The sequence below is a fragment of the Mesorhizobium australicum genome, assembly GCF_900177325.1.
GTDB lineage: Bacteria > Pseudomonadota > Alphaproteobacteria > Rhizobiales > Rhizobiaceae > Mesorhizobium_A > Mesorhizobium_A australicum_A.
On the sequence record NZ_FXBL01000004.1, the window covers coordinates 2391438 to 2417278 of the forward strand.

Genomic DNA, 25841 nt, shown 5'->3' on the forward strand with positions numbered 1-25841 from the left:
TTGCCGCAAAGGCTGCGGTGGATGAATCGGAGCGGTTCGGCGCTCCTCCTGGGTCGGGTCGCCGAACGCCCGACAACAGCGGACGTGGAGTCTGCGTGGTCCTCTTCCGCAGCCTCCACGTCCGCACCCATCGAAGAGGATACGGCTATGCCTACGCTCACGATACCCGAGATTGCTCGCGTGCTCCGGCGGTTCGACCAAGCAGGCTACGAGTTGTTCCCCCTCGCCAAGGGCGCGAAGACGCCGCGCGATACGGGCTGGCAGACGAACGAGTATACCCTCCTCGGCGATGTGGCTCCCTGGGTGCAGCGCGGTGGCAACGTAGGTGTGAGGCTGCGCGATAACGACCTGGTTCTCGATCTGGACCCCCGCAACTTCCGCCCCGGCGACGACCCGTTCGACCGCCTCTGCGCCGACGTAGGCGAGAACCTGAGCGTCCACCCGACCGTCCTCACCGGCCGTGGTGACGGCGGGCGACACATCTATCTGTCCAAGCCCTCGGAGACCAGGACGGTTAGCAAGCTGGACGACTACCAGGGTATCGATTTCCGGTCGCGCGGATCCTTCGTTGTCGCGCCGGGGAGCTCTCACCCCGAGACCGGCAGGCCATACCTGCTGGACGACCTGACGCTGGCGATCTCGGATGTGCGCGCCGCACCCGATGCGCTGATGGCGCTGCTCGCCAGACCGGACACCCCCTTCCATGTCGATGCGGCGGGCAAGCTGTCCAACGAGCAGTTGGCCGAGTTCCTCGCCGTGCTCGACCCGCATGACTATGGCCCCGGCCAGCACGACCGGTGGTTCGCCCTCATGGCCGCATCGCACGACGCGACGGCCGGACACGGGTTGCCAGAGTGGCTGGCCTGGTGCGCCCGCGACGAGCGTTACGGGCACGTAGACGACGAGCTGACCGCTCGGCGCTGGGAAAGCCTGCAGGCGGGCAAGCGGGGCGGTGCGAACTTCCGCACCCTTTTCGCCGCCGTGGTCGAGGCGGGCCGACCGGATCTGGTCGCCGCGTTCGATGATGATGACCTGGTCGACCGATACGACTTCGAGGCTGAGCGCGACGCGATGCTCGCGATCCTGGACGAGGAGTCGAGCAATGCTTGAGGGCGACACCGAGACCGAAACCGAGGCCGGGGAAGCCTATGCGCCCCTATTCGCGATCAACGCGAAGCAGCGTGCACGGCTGTTCACCGAAGCGAACCTGAAGCTGATCACGCGGCTGCGGGTCAGCGATCTGGCCGGCTACATGCGTCTGATCGGCCGCCTCGAAGCCAATGGCGTGAAGAGGCTCCGCGACCTCGAAATCGAGATCGACCGGCGTGTGAAGAAGCTGGAGAAGGAAGCTCGTAGCCGCATGGCCGGAGAGGTCGAACAGGCTACCCCCCTGACGATCGCCAGGCGCTTCCGCGAAGAGGTCCACCCGACGTTGCTTTGGTATCAGGCGGATTGGCTGCTGCATCGCGGCTCGCATTATGACGTGGTCGAACCCGATGCGGTGAGGCGCGACGTCTATGCGTTCCTCGAAGACATCGGCGCGATGCCGAACTCGAGAACGGTCGGTGAAACCATCGATGCCCTCAAGGGCATTTCGCTGGTCGAGCGCGGCACCTATGCCCCGCCCTGCTGGTTGAACGGAGATGAGCGGGCAAGGGACTATCCGGCCTCGGAGATCCTGGCCTGTCGCAACGGGCTGCTCCACCTGCCAACGGGGACGCTGCTCGATCCGTCATCGGCGTTCTTCACGCGCTCCGGCTTGCCATATGACTACGATCCTGACGCGCCGCTACCAGCGGTCTGGCTGCAGTTCCTGGCCGATGTCTGGGGCGACGATCCCGACCAGATCGCTCTCCTGCAGGAAATCATGGGGCTTCTGCTGACGCCCGACACCTCCAAGCAGAAGTTCTTCCTTCTGCTTGGCCCGACCCGCTCCGGCAAGGGCACCATCGTCCGCACCATCTCCCGGCTGCTCGGGCCGACCAGTGTCTGCAGCCCGTCGCTCGTCAAGCTCGGCGACCGGTTCGGGCTGGAAGCCACGCTGGGCAAGACGCTCGCCACGGTGTCCGACATGCGCCTCGGCAAGCAGTCCGACCGACAGGAGATCGTGGGCAACATTCTGCGGATCGTCGGCGAGGACGATGTGGACGTCGAGCGCAAGCACGTCGGTGGGGCGATCACCACCAAGCTCAACATCCGCATCCTGATCGCGACCAATCTGCTGCCGCCGCTTCCCGACGTCAGCGGCGCGGTGGCGGCCCGCCTGGTGGCCTTGAAGATGACCAAGTCCTTCCTGGGCGTCGAGGACGAGACCCTCAGCCGCAAGCTCGAAGCCGAGCTGCCTGGCATCCTCAACTGGGCCATCGAGGGCTGGCGGCGCTTGCAGGCGCAGGGACGCTTCACCTCTACGGCCGCGAGCCGGGAGATCTCCGGGCGGATGGCCGAGCTAGCGTCGCCCCTCACGACCTTCGTGGCGGAGTGCTGCGAGTTGGACCCTGAGGCGAAGACCGCGAAGGATGCCGTCTGGCAGCGTTATATCGCCTTTACAATGGATCGCAGCCTGGCCTTCGCGTACTCGGACCCCACCATGTTCGCCCGCGACCTGGAGGTGGCGGCGCAGTATCGCGTCACGCAGGCACGCTCGAAGATCGACGGCAAGCAGGTGCGGTGCTGGATCGGTCTTCGGCTGAAGGAGCTGGAGACTGAGGGCGATGAGGCTGGTGGTCAGGCCCAACCATAGGACCGGTTGGGACGGCACGGGACTGAGTTGCCAGTGTTGCACCCCTATTTGGGTCTCTAAGGAGAATACACAACACGTGTGTGAAATATCCTTGTAGGACGGAAAAGCCCTGGCAACACTGGCAACCCCCCATCGATCATGGGAGGTGGCAGAGATGCTTCGATCTCGCGTGCGGAGTTCGATCTTGATGATGGCTGGGTCCTCCCGGCCGATGGAGATCCAATGCGGGGCGGCAGGCGCGATGAAGCTCCAGCTGCGGAGAATAAGTTCCCAATCCTTCCTGACATCGGGCGGCGGTCAGGCGTAGTGTCTCATAATAGCCACTAGTAGCCTCCCCGGCGAAACGGCCGCAGCCTCGGAATCGCAATCGGATAATCGGCGATCGAGGTTGGAATATGTACGGCCGCCCAGATCACGATCCCACCTGGCCCCCAAGGCCCGAAGCTCGCCGCCACGCAGCCCCAACGGCGGCCGTATCGCTATAAGGGCGGGGTAGGAGGCGAGCCGGAAAGCGATGCGGGTCTGTGGGCCGACCACGGCCGAAGCGACGAAGCGCCGGGTTGCCCCGACGCCTCTCGCGCTTCTCTAGTTGCTAAGCCACGCCTCTACGTCAGCGAGGCTATCGAAACCGGGCCATACCGCGAAGCCGGTGTCCGTATCGATCAGCCGGTAGGGAGGGACGTGGTCGGGATCGGTGGCGCGGGCGATGAGGCTCGAGAATAGGGATTCGGGCGTACGCAGACTGCTGAGCTGGAGGCACAAGAGTTCCTTACGGGGAGCCCAAGGCATGCTTGACGTTGGCGAAACTCGTAGTCGAGCTGGGCTAACTGGGCTGATAGTGCCCAAGTTCTAGCGAGACCTCGCGCCATTAAGGCTGGAGGTCAGAAAATGAACATCAAGAGCCTTCTCATCGGCTCCGCTGCGGCTCTCGTCGCAGTGACCGGCGCCCGCGCCGCCGACGCCGTCATGGCGCCGGAGCCCGAGCCGGTCGAATATGTCCGCGTCTGCGACGCGTACGGCAACGGCTTCTTCTACATCCCCGGCACCGAGACCTGCCTGCAGATTTCGGGTTATGTCTGGTACCAGATGGGCGCTGGCAGCTATGAGGCTGGCGACACCCCTTCTTATCACTACGGCACTGGTCTTCAGGACGGCTGGCGCAAGTCGGTTCGTGCTCGTCTGAACATCGATGCGCGCTCGGAAACCGAGTGGGGCACGCTGCGTTCCTACATCCGTCTTCAGGCTGATTGGAGCGGCACCGGTGCATATTCTGGCCTTGGCACCAACGATGGCCCGGTCGGCATTGACCAGGCTTACATCACGCTCGGCGGCTTCATGGTCGGTTACTCGGAATCCTTCTGGGTTGACTCGAAGAACGGCGGGGCTTCGAACTACGGTTCGCACTCGTGGTCGGGCATGTACTACGGCTATCAGGAGCGCGCCCTCATCGGTTATCGCTTTGACTCGAATGGCTTCTTCGGCGCGATCTCGCTCGAAGACGACAACATGACTGGCGACGGCTTTGTGCCGGACGTTGTTGCAAAGCTGGGTTACACCGGCGGCTGGGGCACCGTTTGGGCGAAGGCTGCGTTTGACGAGGACCGGGTGCCGCATGGCATCACCGGTGCTAGCCTCGGCGACAGCGGCTGGGCTGCGGGCATCGGCGCTCAGTTCAACATCCCGAACATGCCCGGCTCGTCGCTGCGCCTGGCCGGCTATTACAACGATAGCGACAACGACTACGGCGTGAGCAGCCCGCTTGGCGTGGATGCTGAATGGACGATCCTGGCATCGTACAACCAGCAGTTCTCCGAGACCCTGGGCGCATCGGTCGCGTTCGAGTACTTCAACGACCTGTACTCCGGCACCGGCTCGGACATCTCGACGGGTGTCGACGCCTACGCTGCTGAGCTGTCGGTTATCTGGTTCCCGGTCTCGCAGTTCGAGGTCCGCAGCGAACTGGGCTACACCAAGGCTGAGAACCTCGACGGTTCGGTCTCCGGCTGGCTCCGCTTCACGCGCTACTTCTAATCGGCTCACGAGCTGATTTGACGAGACCCGGCGGGCAACCGCCGGGTCTTTCGTTTGAAGAGAGGTCGTTAGCTCTGACTGGTCCGCGTGTTTGCAGTGCCTAGGCTCGGATCGGGGATTCAGATCAGGGATATATAGCCACTGCAGCGCCTGATTTGGCTGAATCAGGAGCGCGGAGGGAAGCAGACCCGACTTCGGAGCCATTCCCGATATCGTAATGTTCGATCTTATTTCGGCTCATGCCCCCGCAGGTCGCGCGAAACCTCAGCCCCGCTCCGCCTTCTCCAAAAACGCCGCGATCCTCTCCGGCAGATCCACTGTCTCCAACAGCGGCGCATGGCCTTGCCCCTCAACCGTGACCGTCTCCATCCCCGGATGCCGACGCGCCATTTCCTCGATCGTCTCTACCGAGAGCAGCTTCGAATTCTCGCCGCGGATCGCGAGCATCAGCACGCCGCGCAGTCCTTCAAACTGCGGCCACATCTGCGGCAGGGGCTTGTTGAGGTCGATCGACGTCATGGTATTAAGCAGTGCCGGATCGAAATCGGCGACGAGCGTTCCGTTCTCCTCGCGGTAGAAGGCGTGCGCCATGCGCTCCCAGTCTGCCTCCTTCAGCGCCGGAAAATTGTCCTTCTGCGCCGCGCGGCTGATCTCGATCGCCTCCGCGAAAGTACGTGGCTTCGGCGCGCGTTCGAGATAGGCGCGGATCTGCGCCAGTCCCGCTCCTTCGATGACCGGCCCGACGTCGTTCAGGACGATCGCTTTCAGCACGGCCGGACGCATGGCGCCCAATATATGGATGATCAGTCCGCCGCGCGAGGTGCCGATGAAGGCGCCATGCTCGATTCCCATGGCCGCGAGGCCGGCGAGGATGTCGCCGCTCTCGATGACGACATTGTAGTTCTTCCAGTCGCGGTCGTAGGTCGAGCGTCCGCGGCCCCGATAATCGAACGCGATCACCTGACGCGGTGTTTTCGGGTGGCGCGCCAGAAAGAGCGCAAGATCGTGGAAATCCGCGGCATTGCGGGTCAGGCCGGCCAGGCAGATCGCGGGAAGGGCGGATGGATTGCGCTCGCCATAGATCCGCGCATGCAGCTTCAACCCGTCCGTCGAATTGTAGTAGAAATCCTCGTACCCGGTCCCCGTCATCCGTTCCTCCCGATGCTTTGTTCAAAGCCATACAGGGGAACGCCCGGATGGCAAAGCCATCCGGGACAGCTCGGCTCAGCGCCCTTCGACCAGATCGGCGGCGATGTCGAATGTGCCGGTCAGTCGCATCTTGTAGACCTGATAGTTCTCCATCACGCGCTGCACATAGTGGCGGGTCTCGGTGAACGGGATCCGCTCGATCCAGTCGACGACCTCCTCGACCGGTTTGCCGCGCGGGTCGCCGTAGCGCTTCATCCAGTCCTGCGCGCGGCGCGGGCCGGCATTGTAGCCGGCGAATGTCAGCACATAGGAGCCGGAAAAGCGGCCGAGCTGCTCGGACAGGAATTCCGAGCCAAGCGTCGCATTGTAGGCCGGATCGGTGGTCAGCAGCACTTTCGAAAACGGCATGCCTGCCTTCTGCGCCATCTCCTTCGCCGTGTCGGGCAGCAGCTGCAGCAATCCTTGTGCGCCCGCCCCCGACACGGCGCCGACCTTGAATTCGCTTTCCTGCCGGGCAATCGCATAGGCTAGCGCCTTGCCGGCGCCCGAAATGTTTGCGGTCTCGGGGATCGCACCCGTCGGATGCGCCAGCGAGCCGATCGCCATGCCGCGCGCGGCGGCGATCTTGCCGACCCGAAGCGCGAGATAATGGTCGCCGCGCGCCTCGGCCATGCCGGCGAGCAAGGAGAGCTCGCCGGGGTTGTCGAGCTCGCCCGCCAGTTCCCGGTAGAGTGTGTCGGCGTCTGCCGTGTAGCCGGCTTCCTCGATCCTGCGGATCGCCGCAACGGCGTCGCGGTTCTCGAACTCCGTGCGCTCTGCGTCCGTCGCAGCAGGCATGTCGATGGGAATGGTCTTTCGGCCGAGCTTCTGCGCCGCGAGCTGGCCGTAGAAGGCGGTGCCGTATTCCGCCGCCTTCTCGTAGTTCGCCCTGGCGTCGCCCGGCGCTCCCGCGTCGATCGCCCGGCCGAGCCAGTAATGGGCGCGGGAGGACGAGATCGGCCCCGCCGCGATTCCGGCGATCTTCTCGAAATGCCCGACTGCCGTCTTCGCGTCCTTCAGCATCCTGAGCGCAATCCAGCCCGCATGGAACTCCGCATCCGCGGCCATTGCCGGAGATTCGGCCGCATGAGCGGCGGCGAGCTTATAGGCGGTGCGAAAATCGCCGAGGTCCATCAACTCCCGCACGAGCACACGCCGCTCCACCCACCAGGCGTCCGGGTCGGCGAGCGCCTCCTTTGCGGTCGGTGCCTTCAGCATCTCGCCGGCGGCGTCCTTATATTTCCCGGCGCGGCGCAATTGCTTGGCGCTGGCGAAGAAATAGCCCGCGCTTCGCTCTTCCTTCGGCACGTCGTCCAGCAGTTTGCGCGCGTTCCGGTCGCCTTTGATCACCGCCGTCCAGGCGGCGGCCAGCTTCTCGGCATCCGCAAGTCCGGCCACGCGCATGGCCGAGGTCGTCCGGTCGTTGTAGAGCATGAACTCCATGCGGGCGCGGTGATCCTCCCTGGACAGGACCTGGGAGAATTCCTTCAGCACGGCGGCTTCCGTCGCCGCTTCCAGCTTCTGCGTGCGCCAGAAGCCGGCGAGCGTCGTGCGGGCCGCCGCCGGGTCGCCCAGTGCGACCTGCGCCCGGGCAAGAATCCGCGCACCTTCCACCGTTTCGGGAGCGGCACCTGCGAATGCCGTGAGGACGGTTCGCGGATCTGCATTCTCCCGCAATAGGGCCCGTTCCGTGTTCCGCTTCAGGTCGTCGATCCCGGGCCAGCTTGAAAGCATGCGGATCGCCGTCTCGATCTCGCCGCTCGGGACCACCGGCTGGTTCGAAATCGCGATCGCCCAGGTCAGGATGTCGTGGTCGAGCGAGCCGAACCGAAGCTGGTTGCGCGCAGCGACCGCGCCGGTCACGTCGCCGGCATCGAGCGCGGCAAGCCCGAGCTTCAGCAGCGCGATGTCGCCTGCCGGCCGCACGGCCTTCGGCGGCTGCACCGACTTGGTGGCCGGCGGAGGGGTGGTCAGCGCAGGAAGCGTCGGCAGTGCCGGAACGATGGGGGTGACGGCGCCGGAGCGCTTGAGACGGCTGCCGTCCGGATCCGTGTTTGGTCTGTCCAGTTCAGCGGTCAGCGGCGGCCGCGCCACCGCCGTGGAGGTCAGGGCGTCCGGATAAAGCGTCCAGCCACCGGCCGCGAGCGCGACCAGCGCGCTGCCGACGGCAAGCCGATAGGGGAAGAGACTGGCGTTCATGCCGGCGATCCCTCTCCAGAACTCGGGACAAAACCTGCAGCGGGCATCGGCAAGGTTAATGTCGGAACGTGAAGACTTGGTGAATGAATGGTTATGGCGTCGGGCCGCGTCATCGAGTAGAGCACGGGACCTGCTTGCCGCATCCGCGTGGCAAGACTATGTTGCCGCGCTTTCGCGCATGTAACCGCGCATCAGGAGAAAAGCTGATCATGTTCCAGGGGTCGTTCACCGCGCTCGTCACGCCGTTCCGCGCCGATGGCGGGGTCGACGAGAAAGCGTTTGCCGACTTCGTGGACTGGCAGATCGCGGAGGGCACCAATGGCCTCGTCCCGGTCGGCACGACCGGCGAGTCGCCGACGCTTTCGCATGAGGAACATCATTCGGTTGTCCGCGCATGCATCAAGGCGGCGAAGGGCAGGGTTCCGGTCATGGCCGGCGCCGGTTCCAACAACACGGCCGAAGCCATCAGCCTTGCCACCGAGGCGGAAAAGTCCGGCGCTGATGCGGTGCTGGTCGTCACGCCCTATTACAACAGGCCGACCCAGCGCGGGCTCTACGAGCATTTCGCCGCTGTCGCGCGGGCGACGAAGCTGCCGATCTTCATCTACAACATCCCGCCGCGTTCCGTCATCGACATGACGCCGGAGACGATGGGCAGGTTGCGCAACGATTTCAAGAACATCGTCGGCGTCAAGGACGCGACCGGCAAGGTCGAGCGCGTCTCCGAGCAGCGCATGACCTGCGGCAAGGACTTCATCCAGCTCTCGGGCGAGGATGCGTCCGCTCTTGGCTTCAACGCCCATGGCGGCGTCGGCTGCATCTCGGTCACGTCCAACGTTGCGCCGCGGCTGTGCGCCGAATTCCAGGCCGCGACGCTCGCCAACGACAAGAAGCGCGCGCTGGAACTGCAGGACCAGTTGATGCCGCTGCACAAGACGATCTTCATCGAGGCCGGCGTGACGGGCTCCAAATACGCGCTGTCGAAGCTCGGCCGCGTTGCCAATGTCGTGCGCTCGCCGCTCGTCACCGTGGAACCTTCGACAGCGGAGAAGATCGACGCGGCGATGCGAAGCGTCGGTCTCCTGAATTAGCAGCATGGCCACAGGACGTGACGACCCCAACAACCGGACCGTGGCAGAGAACCGCAAGGCGCGGTTCTCCTACGAGGTGCTGGACACGCTCGAGACGGGGCTGGTTCTGTCCGGCACCGAGGTGAAATCTCTGCGCCAAGGTCAGGCGAACATCCAGGAATCCTACGCCTCCGTCGAGGGCGGGGAACTGTGGCTGATCAACTCCTACCTGCCGGAATACCTGCAGGCGAACCGCTTCAACCACGAGCCGCGCCGGCGCCGCAAGCTGCTCACCAGCAAGCGCGAACGCGCGCGCCTCGCCCAGGCGGTTGAGCGTGAGGGCATGACGCTTGTGCCGCTAAAGATCTATTTCAACGACCGCGGCCGCGCCAAGCTGCTGCTGGCGGTGGCGCGCGGCAAGAAGCTGCACGACAAGCGGCAGACGGAAAAAGAGCGCGACTGGAACCGCGAGAAGGGTCGCCTGCTCAAGGAGCGAGGGTAGAAGCGGAAGGCCGAGGCGTCTTCGTTATGCTGCGTCGCGATTCTTGTCCGCGCTGACGAAGGTAAGCCGCAATCCGAGCGCGTCGGCCACCTTCATGATCGTCGCAAATTCCGGATTTCCCTCGCCGCTCAGCGCCTTGTAGAGCGCCTGGCGTGACAGGCCCGTCTGCTCGGCCAGCTTCGTCATGTTGCGTGCGCGAGCGATCGTGCCGAGCGCAAGCGCGATCTCATTCGGGTTTCCATCCTCGCAGGTTGCCTTGAGATACTCCGCTGCGGTGAGATCGTCGTCTATATACTCTGCTGCATCAAAAGGCAGGGTTTCGAGCGCCATGTCAGCTTTCCTTCCATTCTCTTGCCAACTGCTTGGCACGTTCAATGTCTCGACGCTGGGTATCCTTGTCGCCCCCGCATAGGAGGACCAGAATCGTATCGCCGATCTGAACGAAGTAGATGCGATATCCTGGACCGTGATCGATCCGAAGCTCGCTTACTCCTTCGCCGACAGGACGCACATCGCCTGGATTTCCATCCCTAAGTCGCTCAATTCGCCGAGAGATTCTCGCCTTGGCCGACCGATCCCGCAATTGCGCCAACCAGTTCGCAAAAATGGTCGTACGGCGAATATTCATATAGAAAGGTGTAAACCATGGTTGACAAAAGTCAATCCGCCGGCTGCGGGATCTGATCTAGGAACTTTGCCACATTCGCGAAGACGTCGGCGAACATCTCTTCGGTCAGCACGCCGGTATTCGTGTTGTAGCGCGAGCAGTGGTAGCTGGAGAACACGCTGAGGCCGCCGATTTCGGTGGCCGCGCCGTGCTTGAACGGATGCGCGGCGACGCGGCCGCCGAGCGCCCGTATCGTCGACTGATGCGCGATCGCTCCCAAGGTCACAACAGCGCGGAGGTTCGGAAAACGCCCGACTGTCGCCGAAAGAAACCCTCGGCAGGTGTTGATCTCGCTGCTCTCCGGCTTGTTGGCCGGCGGCACGCAGCGCACTGCGTTGGTGATTGCCGTGCCGATCAGTTCCAGGCTGTCGTCGGGTCGCGCGAGAAACTCGCCGTGCGCGAAGCCGAAGGTTTTCAGCGTCCTGTAGAGCAGGTCGCCCGCGTAATCCCCGGTGAAAGGCCGCCCGGTGCGGTTTGCGCCGCGCAGACCGGGCGCCAGCCCGACGATGAGCAGCTTCACCGTGGCATCATCGGACGGGGGCAGGAAGGTCGGCACGGGACCGTTGAACCAGCCCGGCTCCTTCATCCGCCATTCGGCGACGAAATCGTGCAGGCGAGGGCACAACGGACAGTCGTAGGGAGGCTCCGCAGCCCCGCGGGGAATCGCATCGATCATCCGGCGATCATGCCCGGATCAGAGATCGTCGTCAGCCGGTTCCTGAGTCTCGAGGCGTCGCGGCGGTCGTTCGGAAAGCTCGCGTCCCACATCGGCGCGCAGCGTCATCAGGTCGACGAAATGGTCGGCCTGCCGGCGCAGGTCGTCGGCGATCATCGGCGGCTGCGAGGACATGGTCGAGACCACCGTCACCTTGCGGCCGCGGCGCTGCAAAGCCTCGACGAGTGAGCGGAAATCGCCGTCACCGGAGAAGATTACATAGTGGTCGACGAATTCCGTGAGCTCCAGCGCGTCGATCGCGAGCTCGATGTCCATGTTGCCCTTGATCTTACGCCGGCCGCTCGCATCGGTGAATTCCTTCGCCGGCTTCGTGACAACCTTGTATCCGTTGTAGTCGAGCCAGTCGATCAGCGGACGAATAGATGAATATTCCTGGTCTTCGATGATCGCCGTATAATAATTCGCCCGAAGAAGGTACCCCTTCTTCTGGAAGAAGACCAGAAGCTTACGGTAGTCTATATCAAATCCGAGGGATCTAGAGGTTGCATATAGATTAGCGCCGTCGATGAAGAGGGCAATCTTTTCCCGGGAATCGAACATCTCAAAACATCCCAAAAAACGAAGTGCAGACAATCAAAATCGGAAACAGTAAATAGTTCCCAATCCCACCTGCAACCCACTTAGCGCTATGATTGGGCTAATCAAGGGCAGGCTGCGGCTCGGCAACAAAATGTGACCGTATGTGATCTTCTGCCGCGGTCGACGTTCCGCTGGTATGCCGCCGGGTTCGCGATGCCTCAAGCTTGTAATTTGGGCTTGAAGGCGATATGCAGCGCGCCAATATTCCCGACATTCAAGCAGGAAAGGGGCATCGATGGCCCGCGTCACAGTTGAAGACTGCATCGACAAGGTCGAGAACCGTTTCGAACTCGTTCTGCTCGCAGGCCACCGGGCCCGCCAGATCAGCCAGGGCGCCCCGATCACGGTCGACCGCGACAACGACAAGAACCCGGTGGTCGCGCTGCGCGAAATCGCCGACGAGACGCTGTCTCCCGACGACCTGAAGGAAGACCTGATCCACTCGCTGCAAAAGCATGTGGAAGTTGACGAGCCGGAGGCGGACGCCGCAGAGCTGGTCGACCGTCAGGGCGCTGCCGGTGAAGTCGCCAGCGTCGAGGAAGACGGCGACGACCAGGTCGCCTTCGACCGGATGAGCGAGGAAGAACTGCTCGCCGGCATCGAGGGGCTGGTTGCGCCGGAGAAAAACGACGACTTCTGAGCCGCTTCCGGCCCGCGGCGCTTCCGTGCCGCCACAATCGCAGCTATTTAATCCATGCGCCGCGCGAACGCGCGGCGCATGTTTCATTTTTTAGGTTTGGTCATATCCGATGATGCGTCAATACGAGCTTGTCGAGCGCGTTCAGCGCTACAAGCCCGACGTGAACGAGGCGCTGCTCAACAAGGCCTATGTCTATGCGATGCAGAAGCATGGCCATCAGCGCCGGGCATCGGGAGATCCCTATTTCTCGCATCCGCTCGAAGTCGCCGCGATCCTGACCGACATGCATCTGGACGAGTCGACCATCGCCGTCGCTCTCCTGCATGACACGATCGAGGACACGACCGCCACGCGCGCGGAGATCGACGAACTGTTCGGACCCGACATCGGCAAGCTGGTTGAGGGCCTGACCAAGCTCAAGCGCCTCGACCTCGTCTCCAAGCGTGCCGAGCAGGCGGAAAACCTGCGCAAGCTCCTGATCGCCATCTCGGAGGACGTGCGCGTCCTGCTCGTCAAGCTGGCGGACCGGCTGCACAACATGCGCACCCTCCATCACGTGCCCGAGGCGAAGCGGCTGCGCATCGCCGAGGAGACGATGGAGATCTATGCTCCGCTCGCCGGCCGCATGGGCATGCAGGACATGCGCGAGGAGCTGGAGGAACTCGCCTTCCGCTATGTTAATCCGGAGGCCTACCGCACCGTGACGGCGCGGCTCGCCGCCTTCATGGACAAGAGCCGTGGCGTGATCCAGGGCATCGAGAAGGCCCTGTCGGACATGTTCGCCACGACCGGCCTCAAGGCCTCGGTCAAGAGCCGTCAGAAGAAGCCGTGGTCGGTCTTCCGCAAGATGGAGGCCAAGGCGCTCTCCTTTGAGCAGCTGTCCGACATCATCGGTTTCCGCGTCATCGTCGAGACGGTAGACGACTGCTACCGTGCGCTCGGCGCCATCCACACGACCTGGCAGATGGTGCCGGGCCGCTTCAAGGACTACATCTCGATCCCGAAGCAGAACGACTACCGCTCGCTGCATACGACGATCGTCGGCCCGTCGCGCCAGCGCGTCGAGCTGCAGATCCGGACACAGGAGATGGACCGCGTCGCCGAATATGGTGTCGCCGCGCACTCCATCTACAAGGACGGCCCGAAAAAGCCGAATGGCGCCACCTACAAGGTGTCGAGCGAGACCAACGCCTATGCGTGGCTGCGCCGCACCATCGAGTCGCTCGCCGACGGCGACAATCCCGAGGACTTCCTGGAGAATACCAAGCTCGAACTGTTCCAGGACCAGGTCTTCTGCTTCACGCCCAAGGGCATGCTGATCGCCCTGCCGCGTGGCGCGACGCCGATCGACTTCGCCTATGCGGTGCACACCGATGTCGGCGACACCTGCGTCGGCGCCAAGGTCAACGGCCGGGTCATGCCGCTGATGACCGAGCTTCAGAACGGCGATGAGGTCGAGATCATTCGCTCGAAGTCGCAAGTCCCGCCCGCCGCCTGGGAGGCCGTCGTCGTCACCGGCAAGGCGCGCTCGGCGATCCGCCGCGCCACCCGCACCGCCATCCGCAAACAGTATTCGGGCCTCGGCACCCGCATCCTCGAACGCGCCTTCGAGCGATCGGGCCGCACCTTCTCCAAGGCCGAGCTGAAGCAGGTTCTGCCGCGCCTTGCGCGCAAAGATGTCGAGGACGTTCTGGCCGCCGTCGGGCGAGGGGAGCTCTCTTCGATCGACGTGATGCGGGCGGTCAATCCCGACATCAAGGAGATCAAGTCGGCGCCGGTGCCGAAGGTGAAGGAAGAGGGCTGGTCCAAGCTGCGCAACGCGGCGGGCATGCTGTTCCAGGTTCCGGGGCTTTCCTCGCGCAAGACGGGCGCCAAGGGCGACAGCCGCGCGGCGCTGCCGATCCGCGGCGTGCGCGGCGACCTGCCGGTGCGCTTCGCGCCGGAAGGGGCGGTGCCCGGCGACCGCATCGTCGGCATCCTCCAGCCCGGCGCTGGGATCACCATCTATCCGATCCAGTCGCCCTCGCTCACCGCCTTCGACGACCAGCCGGAGCGCTGGATCGACGTCCGCTGGGACATTTCCGAGGACAAGAAAGAGCGCTTCCCGGCCCGCATCAGCGTGACGGCGCTGAACGCGCCCGGATCGCTCGCCGAGATCGCGCAGATCATTGCCGCGAACGACGCCAACATCCATACGCTGTCCATGGTGCGGCCGGCGCCCGATTTCACCGAGATGGTCGTCGACCTAGAGGTGTGGGACCTGAAGCACCTGAACCGGCTGCTCTCGCAACTCAAGGCGAACGAGGCGGTCAGGCTGGCCAAGCGCGTGAACGGATAGAGGGGCTCATGACGACGGACGAGGTCATCCAGATTTTCCGCGACACGGGAGCGGTGCTCGAAGGGCACTTCATCCTGACGTCGGGCCTGCGCAGCCCCGTATTCCTGCAGAAGGCGCGCGTCTTCATGCATGCCGACAAGACGGCGATCCTGTGCAAGGCGCTGGCGGAGAAGATCCGCCGGGAAGTGCCCGGCACGATCGACTATGTCGTCGGCCCTGCCGTCGGCGGCATCATCCCCGCCTACGAGACCTCGCGCCATCTCGGCGTGCCTGCGATCTGGGTGGAGCGCGAGGGCGGCGAATTCCGTCTCCGCCGTTTCGAGATCGAGAAGGGGGCCCGCGTCGTGATCGTGGAGGACATCGTCACCACTGGCCTGTCGATCCGCGAGACGATCACCTGCCTGCGCGACATCGGCGTCGAGGTGGCCGCCGCCGCCTGCATCGTCGACCGCTCCGCCGGCAAGACGAATGTCGGCGTCCCGCTGGTCTCGCTGGCGCAGTACGAAGTGCCGGCCTATCCGGCAGACCGCCTGCCGCCCGAGCTTGCCGCGATCCCGCCGGTCAAGCCCGGCAGCCGGAACATCTGACATGATCATCGGCCTCGGCAGCGACCTGATCGACATCCGCCGCGTGCAGAAATCGCTCGACCGCTTCGGCGAGCGCTTCACGCAACGCATCTTCACCGAGATCGAGCAGGCGAAGTCGGACCGCCGCAAGGAGCGCGCGGCCTCCTACGCCAAGCGCTTCGCTGCCAAGGAAGCCTGTTCGAAGGCGCTCGGCACCGGGCTTTCGCGTGGTGTCTTCTGGCGCGACATGGGCGTGGTCAACCTGCCCGGCGGCAAGCCCACCATGCACCTGACCAACGGCGCGGCGAAGCGGCTGGAGGCGATGACGCCGCCCGGACACCGCGCCGTGATCCACCTGACGATCACGGACGACTTCCCGCTCGCTCAGGCATTCGTGATCATCGAAGCCCTGCCGGCGGCCTGAGCGACCGGAGTTTCGCCGCATTTGCGTTGCCCCACGCGAGGCAAGTGGCTAAAGACGTGACCGGAAACCGAGGAAGCGATGAGCGTGGCAGAGAAGACAGGCAAGAAGTCCGGCGGGCTTGGCGAAACCGTCAGCGTCATCGTCCAGGCGCTGATCCTCGCGCTCGTCATCCGCACCTTCCTGTTCCAGCCGTTTTCGATTCCGTCCGGCTCGATGCGTCCGACGCTGCTCGAGGGCGACTACCTGTTCGTGACCAAGTGGGCCTACGGTTATTCGCGCCATTCGCTGCCGTTCTCGCCGAACCTCTTCTCTGGCCGCATCTTCGGCTCCGATCCGGAGCGCGGTGACGTGGCCGTGTTCAAATATCCGCCGAACCCGTCGCTCGACTACATCAAGCGCGTCATCGGCCTGCCTGGCGACCGCATCCAGATGATCGACGGCGTGCTCAACATCAACGGCACGCCGGTACAGCGCGTGAAGACCGGCGAGATCAACAATCCCGACATCACCGAGGAGAACCGCCCGGTCGACGTCTATCGCGAGACGCTGCCGAACGGCGTCTCCTACGACACGCTCGACCTGACGCCGAACGGCATCAGCGACAACACGCGCGAGTTCACGGTGCCGGCGGGCCATTATTTCATGATGGGCGACAACCGCGACAACTCGGCCGACAGCCGCGTCTTCGGTTTCGTGCCGGCGGAAAACCTCGTCGGCCGCGCCAACATCATCTTCTTCTCGATCTCCGACGGCTCGAGCCCGCTCGAGATCTGGAAGTGGCCGACGGACATGCGTCCGGGCCGGCTGTTCAACTTCGTCCACTGATGGCGCTGAAGCGGCCGACGGGAGAAGATCTGGCGCGGATCGTCTGCGAACGAACCGGCCACGCCTTTGGAAATCTCGGCTTGCTCCAGACCGCGCTCACCCATTCGAGCACGGGCGGGGCCACGAACAACGAGCGCCTCGAATTCCTCGGCGACCGCGTCCTCGCGCTCGTCGTCTCCGACATGCTGTTCTCCTCGTTCCCCGACGCCAAAGAGGGGGAACTGGCGGTCCGGCTCAACGCGCTCGTTCGCGCCGAGACCTGCGCCGACGTTGCACTCGAGATTGGGCTTGAGACGATCATCAGGGCCGATTCCGCGGTTCGCGCCGGCGTCGGCGCCAAGGCGAAGAACGTGCTGGCCGACGCCACCGAAGCCCTGATCGCGGCTATCTATCTTGACGGCGGCATCGATGCGGCCCGCGCCTTCGTCCTGCGCTACTGGGAGAAGCGCTCGCGCGCGATCGAGACGCCGCCGCGCGACGCCAAGACGGAGCTGCAGGAGTGGGCCGCCCAGCAGTCCGGCGCCCGCCCAGCCTATTCGGTCGAGAAACGCGAAGGGCCCGACCACGCGCCGGTGTTCACGGTCGTGGTCGAGCTGCCGGGCTATTCCGGAGCGAGGGCGACCGGCCGCTCCAAGCAGGCGGCGGAACGCGCCGCCGCCGAGGCGTTCCTGGCGCGCGAGGGCATCGGCGCGGCGAAGGAGACTGTGTCGTGAGCGACGTGAAGAACAACGCTGTCGAAGGCGCGCCCGCGACCCATTCGGGCTTTGTCGCGCTCATCGGCGCGCCGAATGCCGGCAAGTCGACGCTGGTCAACCAGCTCGTCGGCACCAAGGTGTCGATCGTCACCCACAAGGTGCAGACGACGCGCGCCATCGTGCGCGGCATCGCGGTCCATGGCGCCGCTCAGATCGTCTTCGTCGACACGCCGGGCATCTTCAAGCCTAAGCGCCGGCTGGACACCGCCATGGTCACGACCGCCTGGGGCGGGGCGAAGGACGCGGACATCGTGCTGGTCCTGATCGACGCCGAACGCGGCCTCAAGGGCGACGCGGCTGCGATCCTCGAACGGGTCGCCGATGTGAGGCAGCCGAAAGCGCTGATCCTCAACAAGGTGGACCGCGTCAAGCGCGAGACGCTGCTGGCGCTCACCGCCGAATGCAACGAGCGCGCCACATTCGAGCGCACCTTCATGGTCTCGGCGCTCACCGGCTCGGGCTGCAGCGATCTCCTCGCCTGGCTGGCCGAGGCGCTGCCGGAGGGGCCGTGGTACTATCCCGAGGACCAGATTTCCGACCTGCCGATGCGCCAGCTCGCCGCAGAGATCACGCGCGAGAAGCTCTATCTGCGCCTGCACCAGGAGCTGCCCTATTCCTCCACGGTCGAGACCGAGAAGTGGGAGGAGATGCCCAATGGATCGGTTCGTATCGAGCAGGTGATCTTCGTCGAGCGCGACAGCCAGAAGAAGATCGTGCTCGGCGAGAAGGGCCAGACCATCAAGGCGATCGGCCAGGCCGCACGCAAGGAGATCGCCGAGATCCTCGAACAGAAGGTGCACCTCTTCCTGTTCGTCAAGGTGCGCGAGAACTGGGGCGACGATCCAGAGCGTTATCGCGAGATGGGCCTGGAATTCCCGGGATAAAGCCCGCTCTGGCGGTCACACCGCCTTCGTGACTGGGGGCGCGCAACGCTCGATGAGGTCGCCGATCGGTTCCGGCCTGTGCAGCAGGAAGCCCTGGCCGTAGTCGACGCCCATCTCGGCCAGCATCTCCAGCGTCTCCTGCTTCTCGATCTTCTCGGCCACGACCGAATAGCCGAGGCTGCGCGCGATGCCGATGATCGCCGAGACGATCTCGCGGTCGTAGCGGCTCTCCGTCATGTGCTCCACGAAGGAGCCGTTGATCTTGATCGCATCGATCGGAAAGCGGCGAAGGTATTCGAACGAGCTCATACCGGCCCCGAAATCGTCGAGGCTGACTCGGCATTTGCGTTGCCGCGCGTTGAGGATGAATTGTTCCGCCGCGTCGAAATTGGTAACCGCGGCGGTTTCGGTGATCTCGAACATGATGCTGCACGGCGAGGTTCCGGTCTCGACCATGACGGTGTCGACGAACTCCCACAGCAGCGGATCGCTGAGCGTCTGCGCCGACAGGTTGAAGGCGAGCATGATGCCACCGCGGGCGGCCGCCGCGCCGTAGCGCTTCAGCGTCGTCTGGAAGATCCAGCGGTCGAGCTTCGCTGCGACGCCGAAGCGCTCCGCCGCGGGAATGAACTCGCCGGGCGGGATCAGCCGACCGTCCTTGGCGATGAGGCGGACCAGCACCTCGACATGGCCGCAGGCTTCCCAGGGGTGGCCGATCGGATGGATCTGCTGCCCGAACAGGGCGATGCGATCGCTCTCAAGCGCGTCCATCGTGTCCGATGCCATCCGCGCCGCGTTGAGGCCCACCGTCGCCGCGTTCCCCTGCGCGGAGAACAGCGCGTGGCGGTTCCGACCCGTCGCCTTGGCGGCATAGCAGGCGTCATCGGCTGAGGCGAGCGCGTCTGACACGGTGACCGTGGCGTCCGCCATGAAGGCGATGCCGATGCTGGCTGCCAGCCGCCGCGAGCCGGAGCTCGGGCCGAGGTCCGCGTCGCGGATCGCGGCCAGAATGTCGTCGGCGAGTCTTTCGGCAGGCGCCACATCGCAGGTCGGCACTACCAGCGCGAATTCGTCGCCGCCGAGGCGCGCCGCCTGCGCTCCGGGCGGCAGGACGGCGCGGATGTCGTCCGCTATCCGCCGCAGCGCCACGTCGCCGGCCGCGTGCCCCGCAAAGTCGTTAAGTGCCTTGAAGTAGTCGAGGTCGATGTAGAACACCGCCAGCGGGAAATTTCCGCCCTCGTCGCGGATCTGCGTCAGCGCGTCGTCGAAGGCCGTCCGGTTGAGCAGGCCGGTGAGGGGATCGTGCCTGGCTGCATAGGCCAGCTCCTGCTCGCGCTTCTGCTCGTCGGTCACGTCCCGGACGGTCCCCAGCACGTAGCCCGAGGAATTGGGCTCCGGAATGTATCGGATCAGCGATTCGACATAGCGCACCTCGCCGTCGCCGCGGATGATGCGATAGCGGCTGGTGACCACATGCGTCGAGCCGACGGGAACCTCGTGCGCCTCCGAGGCTGCCTCCTTGTCCTCTGGATGGAGGAAGCCGTACCAGAAGTCCCTCGGCACCTCTTCGCCGTCCAGCGACACGCCGAAAATCCCTTGCGTCCGCTCGTCCCAGTAGCTGCGCTTTCTGTCGATGTCATGGTGCCAGATGCCGGTGCCGCTCGCCTCCAGCGCGAGTCGGAAGCGCACGTTCACCTGCTCCAGCGCCTGTTCGGCCGCCTTCTGTCGGGTGATGTCGGTCTGCACGCCGACCACGCGCGTCGGCTTGCCGTTCTTGTCCCGCTCCACCACGCCGCCGCGGTCGAGCACCCAGATCCATTTGCCGGATTTATGCCGCAGCCTGAGTTCGGTCTCGATGATCTCGGTGAGCCCGGCGAGATGTTTCTCGCCGCTCGCGATCGCGCGCTCCTTGTCGTCGGGATGGGTCAGCCTCAGCCACAGATCGCTGACGGGCGGCAGTTCTCCCGGCTCGTAGCCGAGCATCCTCTCCCAGGTCGGCGAGTAGAAGCACTCGTCGGTCTTGAGGTTCCAGTCCCAGACGCCGAGCTTAGCCCGGTCGAGCGCGAGTTCCCAGAAAGCTTCGTCGCGGCGGTTGCTGGCCTTTTTCGCCATTCGTTCACCCGGTGACTGTCGGCGTCGAAAAGATCACAATCTCAAGAACAATCCCTTAACCGAAGACGTGCGACGCGGCATGCATGCAACGCCCGCGCGTTATCGCCAGCGTATGTCCGCGCCTTGCTTTCGCCCGCCCATCCGGCCAGACTCGGCCGATGGAGTGGCGCGACGAGGGAATCATAATCGGTGTGCGGCGTCATGGCGAGACGAGCGCCATCGTCGAGGCGATGACGCGCGCGCACGGCCGCCATCTCGGCCTCGTGCGCGGTGGCCGCTCGCGCAAGATGCAGCCGATGCTGCAGCCCGGCAACCGGGTCGATCTCACCTGGCGCGCGCGTCTCGACGAGCATCTCGGCACCTTCCAGGCCGAGCCGATCGAGCTCAACGCCGCGCGCCTGTTCGATGCCGCCACCGCCGTGTTCGGCCTGCAGATGCTAGCCGCGCATTTGCGCCTCCTGCCTGAGCGCGATCCGCATCCGGCGCTCTACGAGACGCTTGGGCTGATCCTTTCCCATCTCGACGATGCGGTCTCGGCCGGCGAGCTCGCCATCCGCTTCGAGCTTCTGGTCCTCGACGAACTCGGGTTCGGGCTCGACCTCTCCGAATGCGCCGCGACCGGGACGCGCGACGATCTCGTCTACGTCTCGCCGAAATCCGGCCGTGCGGTGTCGCGCGCGGCGGGTGAACCTTGGCGCGACGCGATGCTGCCTCTGCCGGCCTTCCTCGACCGCCGCTCCGGCATGCGGGCGGACGCCTCGGCCTTCGAGCAGGCCTTCCGCCTGACCGGCTATTTCTTCGAGCGACACGTCTACGAGCCGCGCGGCATCGGCCAGCCCGAGGCGCGGGCAAGTTTCATCGCCGCGGTGCGCCGCGCCTTCCCGAGCAATGCAGGAGCAGCAGCCGAATGACCGCAGTCGAGCTTTTCCCCGGCTATGTCGTGCAGAAGGGGATCGGAACGATCCCTCGCGAGGATGTCGGGCTCTATTCGGGGCTCGAATTGCTGCAGCGGCTCATCGACGGCCATTACCCCGCCCCGCCGATCGGCGAGCGGCTCAATTTCGGCCTGACTGAAGTCTCGGAAGGCAGGGCGGTCTTCCGCGGTCTTCCGGGCGAGCGCCATCTCAATCCGCTCGGTTCCGTCCATGGCGGCTGGACCGGTACGATCATGGATTCCGCGCTCGCCTGTGCCGTCCAGACGCTGCTGGCGAAGGGCGAGGCGTACACGACAGTCGAGTTCAAGGTGAACCTGACGCGCCCGATTACCAGCCGCACGGGCGAGGTCGTGTGCGAGGGCAGGGTGGTGAGCAAGGGACGCACCATCGCCGTCTCGGAGGCGACGCTGAAGGACAAGGACGGCAAGCTGCTCGCCTTCGGAACCGAGACCTGCACGATCTTTCCTGTCGCCAATCTTGCAGGCTGAGCCTCCGGGCAACACAGTCCTGATACTCCGCCTCTGTACTCCGCCGGCCAAACGGGAGGACCGCCCATGTTCGACGGCTTCATAGGCACGATCGCGATTGTCGCGCTGATCTATTTCGTCTTCCGGCTCTATTCGCGCGTCGGTGCGCTGGAAACGGAGGTCGGCAAGCTGCGCGCGGTTGCGCGCCAGCAGGGGCGCGACAGTGCGGCCGATCCGCTGCCGTCCGAGATCGCCGCCTATGCGCCGGAGCTCGCCGATCAGGCCGAGGACGAAGCCGTCGCCGCGCGCGTCGACGACCTGCCGTCCGACGAAGACGCCGAGGAGCCGGCCGGTCCCTGGGCGCGGGCTGCGCGCGAGGCTGCGGAGCCCGAGGCCGAGCCCGCAGCGACTTCGGAGGCGTCCAAGCCGGCCAAGCCCGACATCGAGACCGCGCTCGGCACCCGCTGGGCGGTCTGGGTCGGTGGCCTTGCGCTCGCCTTCGGCGCGGTCTTCCTCATCCGCTACTCGATCGAGGCAGGAATCTTCGGCCCGCGCGTGCGTCTTTCGCTCGCGGCCCTCCTCGGCATCCTGCTCGTCGGCGCCGGCGAATTCGTGCGCCGCACAGGCTTCCGCGTGCCGGTGCAGGGCGCTGCCGGCGCCTATGTCCCCGGCATCCTCACCGCCGCGGGCGCATTCGCCCTGTTCGGCACCGTCTATGCCGCGCATGGCATCTATGGTTTCATCGGCCCGGCAGCCTCCTTCATCCTTCTCGGCGTGATCGGCGTCGGCACGATCGCGGCCGCTCTCGTCCACGGCCAGGCGCTGGCCGGCGTCGGCCTGCTCGGCTCGCTGCTGACGCCCATGCTGGTCGCCTCGCAGGCGCCGAGCCCCTGGTCGCTGTTCGGCTATCTCGCCATAGTACTTGCCGCGAACACCGCCGTTGCGCGCATCCGCTCCTGGTCGCTGTTGGCTTCCGCCGGCATCCTGGGCGCGGGCGTCTGGTCGATGGTCTATCTGGCGGAGGCGTTTCCGGTTGATCCCGCGCCGGTGCTTTTCATCCAGCTCGTCGTGCTCGCAGCACTCGTACTTCTGTGGTTCCGCGGCCGGACAGCCGACGAGCCGACGAACTGGCGCGATACGCCGTCGATCGCGGCTGCGCTCACCACCGGTCTCTCCGCCTGCGCGCTGCTGGTGGTGGACGAACTGGTCTTTACCGGCTCCGCGCCCTGGGGTGCGGCCCTTGTCGCCGCGATGGTCGCGGCGGCATGGCTGCGCAGCCGTGCCGTGACGATCCTGCACGCCGCTGGCCTCGTCGCTGTTGTTGCGTTTGCCCGCGTCGCGCTCGCGGCTGACTTCTCCGTCTACGCCTTCGACGGCATCCTGATCTTCGACGGCGGTATGCCGTCCATGCCGCAGTCGACGGCGATGCTCGTCGGCATCCTGCTGTCCCTTCTGTTCCTCGCCCTCGGTCTCTGGACCGCGTTCCGCGCGGCCTCGGGCGACGCCCTGCGCTCCGCCTCGTGGTCGCTCTGGGCCGCGGCCGTTTCCGTCACCATCGTTGCGGCGCTGTGGTTCGCCTTCGGCTATGTCGATCGCGACTATCGCTACGCCTTCGCCATGCTGGCGCTTGCCGGCGTGCTTATGGCCGGCGCCGAGATGATTTCTCGCCGCGAGACGCCTGCGCTTGCCGGCGGCTGGGCGGTGTCCTTTGCGCTGGCCGGCGCGTTCGCCGCAGCGGTCGTCTTCGTCCACGCCGCCTTCGGCACTCTTCTCACCACCATCCTGTGCGGCCTGCTGGCGCTGGCGCCGGCCTTCGCGACCCGCCTGCGTTCATGGCCGGCGCTCGGCTGGCTTTGCGTCGCGGCCGTGGCGGTGACGATCGCGCGCATCCTGCCCGATCCCACCATCATCGGCGCGTCCCGGCTCGGCACGATGCCGGTCTTCAACGCGCTCCTGCCCGGCTACGGCCTGCCGGCGCTCGCCTTCATCGCCGCCGCATGGCAGCTCGGCCGCACCACCGGCGGCGCGCCGCGCATCGTGATGGAGGCTGCGGCGGCCCTCTTCGCGCTGCTGACGGTCGCCATGCTGGTCCGCCATGCCATGAACGCCGGCATCATCGACGGCGCGGAGCCGCGGCTTGCCGAACAGGCGATCTACACGCTGATCGCGCTCGGCGCCGGCGCCATCCTGATCGCGCTCGACCTGCGTTCGCCGAGCCCGGTCTTCCGCTACGGCTCGATGGCGGCCGGCGTGGTGTCGGTTCTCCTGATCGTCGCGCAGCATTTCGGCTTCCAGAACCCGCTCTTCACCAACGAGTCCGTCGGGCCCATTCCCTTCATCGACCTGATCCTGCTCGGCTACCTGCTGCCGGGTCTGGCGGCGGCTGCCGTCGCAGCTTTCGCGCGGAACCGCAGGCCAGCCTGGTATGTCGCGATGCTTGCGCTGCTCTCGGCGACGCTCATCTTCGCCTGGGCGACGTTGGCGCTGCGCCGCCTGTTCCACGGCGAATATCTCGGCCTCGTCAACGGCATGGGGCAGGTCGAGACCTATGCCTATTCGGCGCTCTGGCTCGCCATCGGCGTGCTGGTGCTGGTGGTGGGCGTGCGCCTGCGCTCGCAGGTGCTGCGCATTGCCTCGGCGGTGGTGATCGCGGTCGCCGTAGGCAAGGTGTTCCTGTTCGACATGTCCGAGCTGGAAGGCGTGCTGCGCGCGCTCTCCTTCATCGGCCTCGGCGCGGTGCTGATCGGCATCGGCCTGTTCTACCAGCGGCTCCTCGTCCGCTCGAGGACAACCGATGCCGCAAGCGCGGAGGTCACTCCGCCGGCGCCAGCACCGGGCGATCGACCGGCCGTTCCTTGATCGGCCAGTGCACCACGGCCGCGAACAGGCCGAGTGCCACGCCGAGCCACCAGACGATGTCGTAGCTGCCGTAGATGTCGTAGAGGTAGCCGCCGAGCCAGACGCCGAGGAACGAGCCCACCTGGTGCGACAGGAAGACGATGCCGCCCAGCAGGCCGAGATGACGCGTGCCGAACATGATTGCGACCAGGCTGTTGGTCGGCGGCACGGTCGACAGCCACAGGAGGCCCATCAGCACCGCGAACACGACCACCACAAACGGCGTCTGCGGCACCAGCAGGAACCAGGTGATCAGGATCGAGCGGCCGAGATAGATCAGCGACAGGAAGATCGGCTTTGAATAGCGCTGGCCGATGAAGCCGGAGGCGAGCGAGCCGATGATGTTGAAGAAGCCGATCAGCGCCAGCGAGATCACCGCATAGCGCGCCTCGATACCGATGTCGGAGATGTAGGCCGGGAAGTGGGCGGTGATGAAGGCGACCTGAAAACCGCAGACGAAGAAGCCGGAGACCAGCAGGAGATAGCTCTGGTGGCCGAACGCTTCCCTGAGCGCTGCTTTCATCGACTGGTCGATCTCGGCCTTGCTTGCAAGCCCGGTCTGCGCATTGCCGCGCAGCGGAATGGCAAGCACCGGGACGATCAGCATCATCGCGCTCATCGCCACCAGCGAGTTGAACCAGCCATAGGCGTCGATCAGTCCTTGTGACAGCGGCGCGAACACGAACATGCCGGCCGAGCCGGCGGCGGTGCCGATGCCGAAGGCAAGGCTGCGCTTCTCCGGCGCGACGTTGCGTGCGAAGGCGGCCAGCACGATACCGAACGAGCCGGACGCGATGCCGAGGCCGACCAGCACGCCGCCGCCGATGTGCAGCAGGGCCGGACTGTCGGCCACCGCCATCAGGATCAGGCCACTGGCGTAGAGGATGCCTGACAGCGCCAGCACCCGCCAGGTGCCGAACTTGTCGGCGATCGCGCCGAAGAACGGCGTGCCCAGCCCCCAGGCGAGGTTCTGGATCGCCATGGCGAGGCCGAACGTGGTTCGGTCCCACCCCTTGTCGGCCAGCATGGGAAGCTGGAAGAACCCCATTGCCGAGCGGGGGCCGAAGGTCAGCGCCGCGATCAGGCAGCCGCAGATGATGACCAGCCACGGCATCGAGGGAGCCGGGCGTGCTTGCGCGATGGAAACGGGCACGTAAATCTCCTGCGGAGGCATCTATTGTGTATATGCACGATAGGAGGAGTTGGCGGTCGCGTCCAATGAGTTGCGGAGACCGGTTGTTCAATTCCGTTGATAGATCGCGGCGTCGGGAATAGCGGCGCGCCC

23 protein-coding genes are annotated in these 25841 nt (G+C 65.2%); 15 read left to right on the forward strand and 8 right to left on the reverse strand.

Annotated elements, in window-relative coordinates:
- The first annotated feature begins 147 nt into the window (after positions 1-147).
- The 3 genes from B9Z03_RS14200 (at position 148) to B9Z03_RS14210 (ending at position 4771) form a co-directional block, all read left to right on the forward strand.
- A complete protein-coding gene (locus tag B9Z03_RS14200; RefSeq protein ID WP_176247523.1) occupies positions 148-1110 on the forward strand; it encodes a bifunctional DNA primase/polymerase in 963 nt (320 codons plus the stop codon).
- Entirely contained in the window at positions 1103-2740 is a 1638-nt protein-coding gene (locus tag B9Z03_RS14205; protein WP_176247524.1) for a DNA primase family protein, read from the forward strand. Before B9Z03_RS14200 ends, B9Z03_RS14205 begins: the two co-directional genes overlap by 8 nt.
- Positions 2741-3628: 888 nt before the next feature.
- Positions 3629-4771 carry a porin gene (locus tag B9Z03_RS14210; protein WP_085464808.1) on the forward strand — a complete coding sequence of 381 codons (1143 nt, stop codon included), beginning with the start codon at positions 3629-3631 and terminating at the stop codon, positions 4769-4771.
- Between the two features lie 264 nt (positions 4772-5035).
- On the opposite strand, the gene B9Z03_RS14215 is transcribed toward B9Z03_RS14210, so the two are convergent.
- Together B9Z03_RS14215 and B9Z03_RS14220 are read right to left on the reverse strand one after the other, a co-directional pair.
- A complete protein-coding gene (locus B9Z03_RS14215) occupies positions 5036-5920 on the reverse strand; it encodes an alpha/beta fold hydrolase (RefSeq protein WP_085464809.1) in 885 nt (294 codons plus the stop codon).
- 75 nt (positions 5921-5995) lie between these two features.
- Positions 5996-8158 (reverse strand): lytic transglycosylase domain-containing protein, encoded by a 2163-nt coding sequence (locus B9Z03_RS14220; RefSeq protein ID WP_085464810.1) that lies wholly within the window; start codon positions 8156-8158, stop codon positions 5996-5998.
- Positions 8159-8367: 209 nt separating this feature from the next.
- On the opposite strand from B9Z03_RS14220, the gene dapA reads away from it, so the two are divergent.
- Together dapA and smpB are read left to right on the forward strand one after the other, a co-directional pair.
- Positions 8368-9249 (forward strand): 4-hydroxy-tetrahydrodipicolinate synthase, encoded by an 882-nt coding sequence (gene dapA / locus B9Z03_RS14225; protein WP_085464811.1) that lies wholly within the window; start codon positions 8368-8370, stop codon positions 9247-9249.
- A gap of 4 nt (positions 9250-9253) precedes the next feature.
- Entirely contained in the window at positions 9254-9730 is a 477-nt protein-coding gene (smpB, locus tag B9Z03_RS14230) for an SsrA-binding protein SmpB (protein WP_085464812.1), read from the forward strand.
- A gap of 24 nt (positions 9731-9754) precedes the next feature.
- On the opposite strand, the gene B9Z03_RS14235 is transcribed toward smpB, so the two are convergent.
- Genes B9Z03_RS14235 through B9Z03_RS14250 form a run of 4 tightly spaced genes read right to left on the reverse strand, consistent with a single transcriptional unit; the run spans position 9755 to position 11673 of the window.
- Positions 9755-10060, reverse strand: coding sequence for an addiction module antidote protein (locus B9Z03_RS14235; RefSeq protein WP_085464813.1), 306 nt, complete (start codon positions 10058-10060; stop codon positions 9755-9757).
- Between the two features lies 1 nt (position 10061).
- Positions 10062-10358, reverse strand: coding sequence for a type II toxin-antitoxin system RelE/ParE family toxin (locus tag B9Z03_RS14240; protein ID WP_085464814.1), 297 nt, complete (start codon positions 10356-10358; stop codon positions 10062-10064).
- 31 nt (positions 10359-10389) lie between these two features.
- Positions 10390-11073, reverse strand: coding sequence for a uracil-DNA glycosylase (locus B9Z03_RS14245; protein ID WP_085464815.1), 684 nt, complete (start codon positions 11071-11073; stop codon positions 10390-10392).
- 18 nt (positions 11074-11091) lie between these two features.
- Entirely contained in the window at positions 11092-11673 is a 582-nt protein-coding gene (locus B9Z03_RS14250; protein WP_085464816.1) for a LabA-like NYN domain-containing protein, read from the reverse strand.
- A 274-nt stretch (positions 11674-11947) separates the two neighbouring features.
- On the opposite strand from B9Z03_RS14250, the gene rpoZ reads away from it, so the two are divergent.
- The 7 genes from rpoZ to era all read left to right on the forward strand — a co-directional run bounded on the left by rpoZ (position 11948) and on the right by era (position 18144).
- Positions 11948-12352 (forward strand): DNA-directed RNA polymerase subunit omega, encoded by a 405-nt coding sequence (rpoZ, locus tag B9Z03_RS14255; protein ID WP_085464817.1) that lies wholly within the window; start codon positions 11948-11950, stop codon positions 12350-12352.
- A 109-nt stretch (positions 12353-12461) separates the two neighbouring features.
- Positions 12462-14690, forward strand: a complete 2229-nt coding sequence (locus B9Z03_RS14260) for a RelA/SpoT family protein (protein WP_085464818.1) — start codon at positions 12462-12464, stop codon at positions 14688-14690.
- A gap of 8 nt (positions 14691-14698) precedes the next feature.
- The gene (pyrE, locus tag B9Z03_RS14265; RefSeq protein WP_085464819.1) at positions 14699-15277 is read left to right on the forward strand and encodes an orotate phosphoribosyltransferase; all 579 of its coding nucleotides are present in this window, start codon (positions 14699-14701) and stop codon (positions 15275-15277) included.
- Between the two features lies 1 nt (position 15278).
- A complete protein-coding gene (acpS, locus tag B9Z03_RS14270) occupies positions 15279-15680 on the forward strand; it encodes a holo-ACP synthase (RefSeq protein WP_085464820.1) in 402 nt (133 codons plus the stop codon).
- Positions 15681-15758: 78 nt separating this feature from the next.
- Positions 15759-16505 (forward strand): signal peptidase I, encoded by a 747-nt coding sequence (gene lepB / locus B9Z03_RS14275; RefSeq protein WP_085464821.1) that lies wholly within the window; start codon positions 15759-15761, stop codon positions 16503-16505.
- Positions 16505-17218: a ribonuclease III gene (gene rnc, locus B9Z03_RS14280; RefSeq protein WP_085464822.1), complete on the forward strand. Its 714-nt coding sequence runs from the start codon at positions 16505-16507 to the stop codon at positions 17216-17218. The genes lepB and rnc overlap by 1 nt, the downstream gene beginning before the upstream one ends.
- Positions 17215-18144: a GTPase Era gene (gene era, locus B9Z03_RS14285; protein WP_085464823.1), complete on the forward strand. Its 930-nt coding sequence runs from the start codon at positions 17215-17217 to the stop codon at positions 18142-18144. Before rnc ends, era begins: the two co-directional genes overlap by 4 nt.
- Positions 18145-18159: 15 nt before the next feature.
- Here era and B9Z03_RS14290 read toward each other — a convergent pair whose 3' ends face one another.
- Positions 18160-20256 (reverse strand): EAL domain-containing protein, encoded by a 2097-nt coding sequence (locus B9Z03_RS14290; protein ID WP_085464824.1) that lies wholly within the window; start codon positions 20254-20256, stop codon positions 18160-18162.
- A 158-nt stretch (positions 20257-20414) separates the two neighbouring features.
- Between B9Z03_RS14290 and recO the strand changes: the two genes are divergently transcribed.
- The 3 genes from recO (at position 20415) to B9Z03_RS14305 (ending at position 24517) form a co-directional block, all read left to right on the forward strand.
- Positions 20415-21167, forward strand: a complete 753-nt coding sequence (gene recO, locus B9Z03_RS14295; RefSeq protein ID WP_085464825.1) for a DNA repair protein RecO — start codon at positions 20415-20417, stop codon at positions 21165-21167.
- Positions 21164-21679 (forward strand): PaaI family thioesterase, encoded by a 516-nt coding sequence (locus B9Z03_RS14300; RefSeq protein WP_085464826.1) that lies wholly within the window; start codon positions 21164-21166, stop codon positions 21677-21679. Before recO ends, B9Z03_RS14300 begins: the two co-directional genes overlap by 4 nt.
- 66 nt (positions 21680-21745) lie before the next feature.
- Entirely contained in the window at positions 21746-24517 is a 2772-nt protein-coding gene (locus tag B9Z03_RS14305) for a DUF2339 domain-containing protein (RefSeq protein ID WP_085464827.1), read from the forward strand.
- Here B9Z03_RS14305 and B9Z03_RS14310 read toward each other — a convergent pair.
- Positions 24471-25670, reverse strand: coding sequence for an MFS transporter (locus tag B9Z03_RS14310; protein ID WP_139832472.1), 1200 nt, complete (start codon positions 25668-25670; stop codon positions 24471-24473). The two genes, B9Z03_RS14305 and B9Z03_RS14310, sit on opposite strands and share 47 nt — an antisense overlap.
- Between the last annotated feature and the right edge of the window lie 171 nt (positions 25671-25841).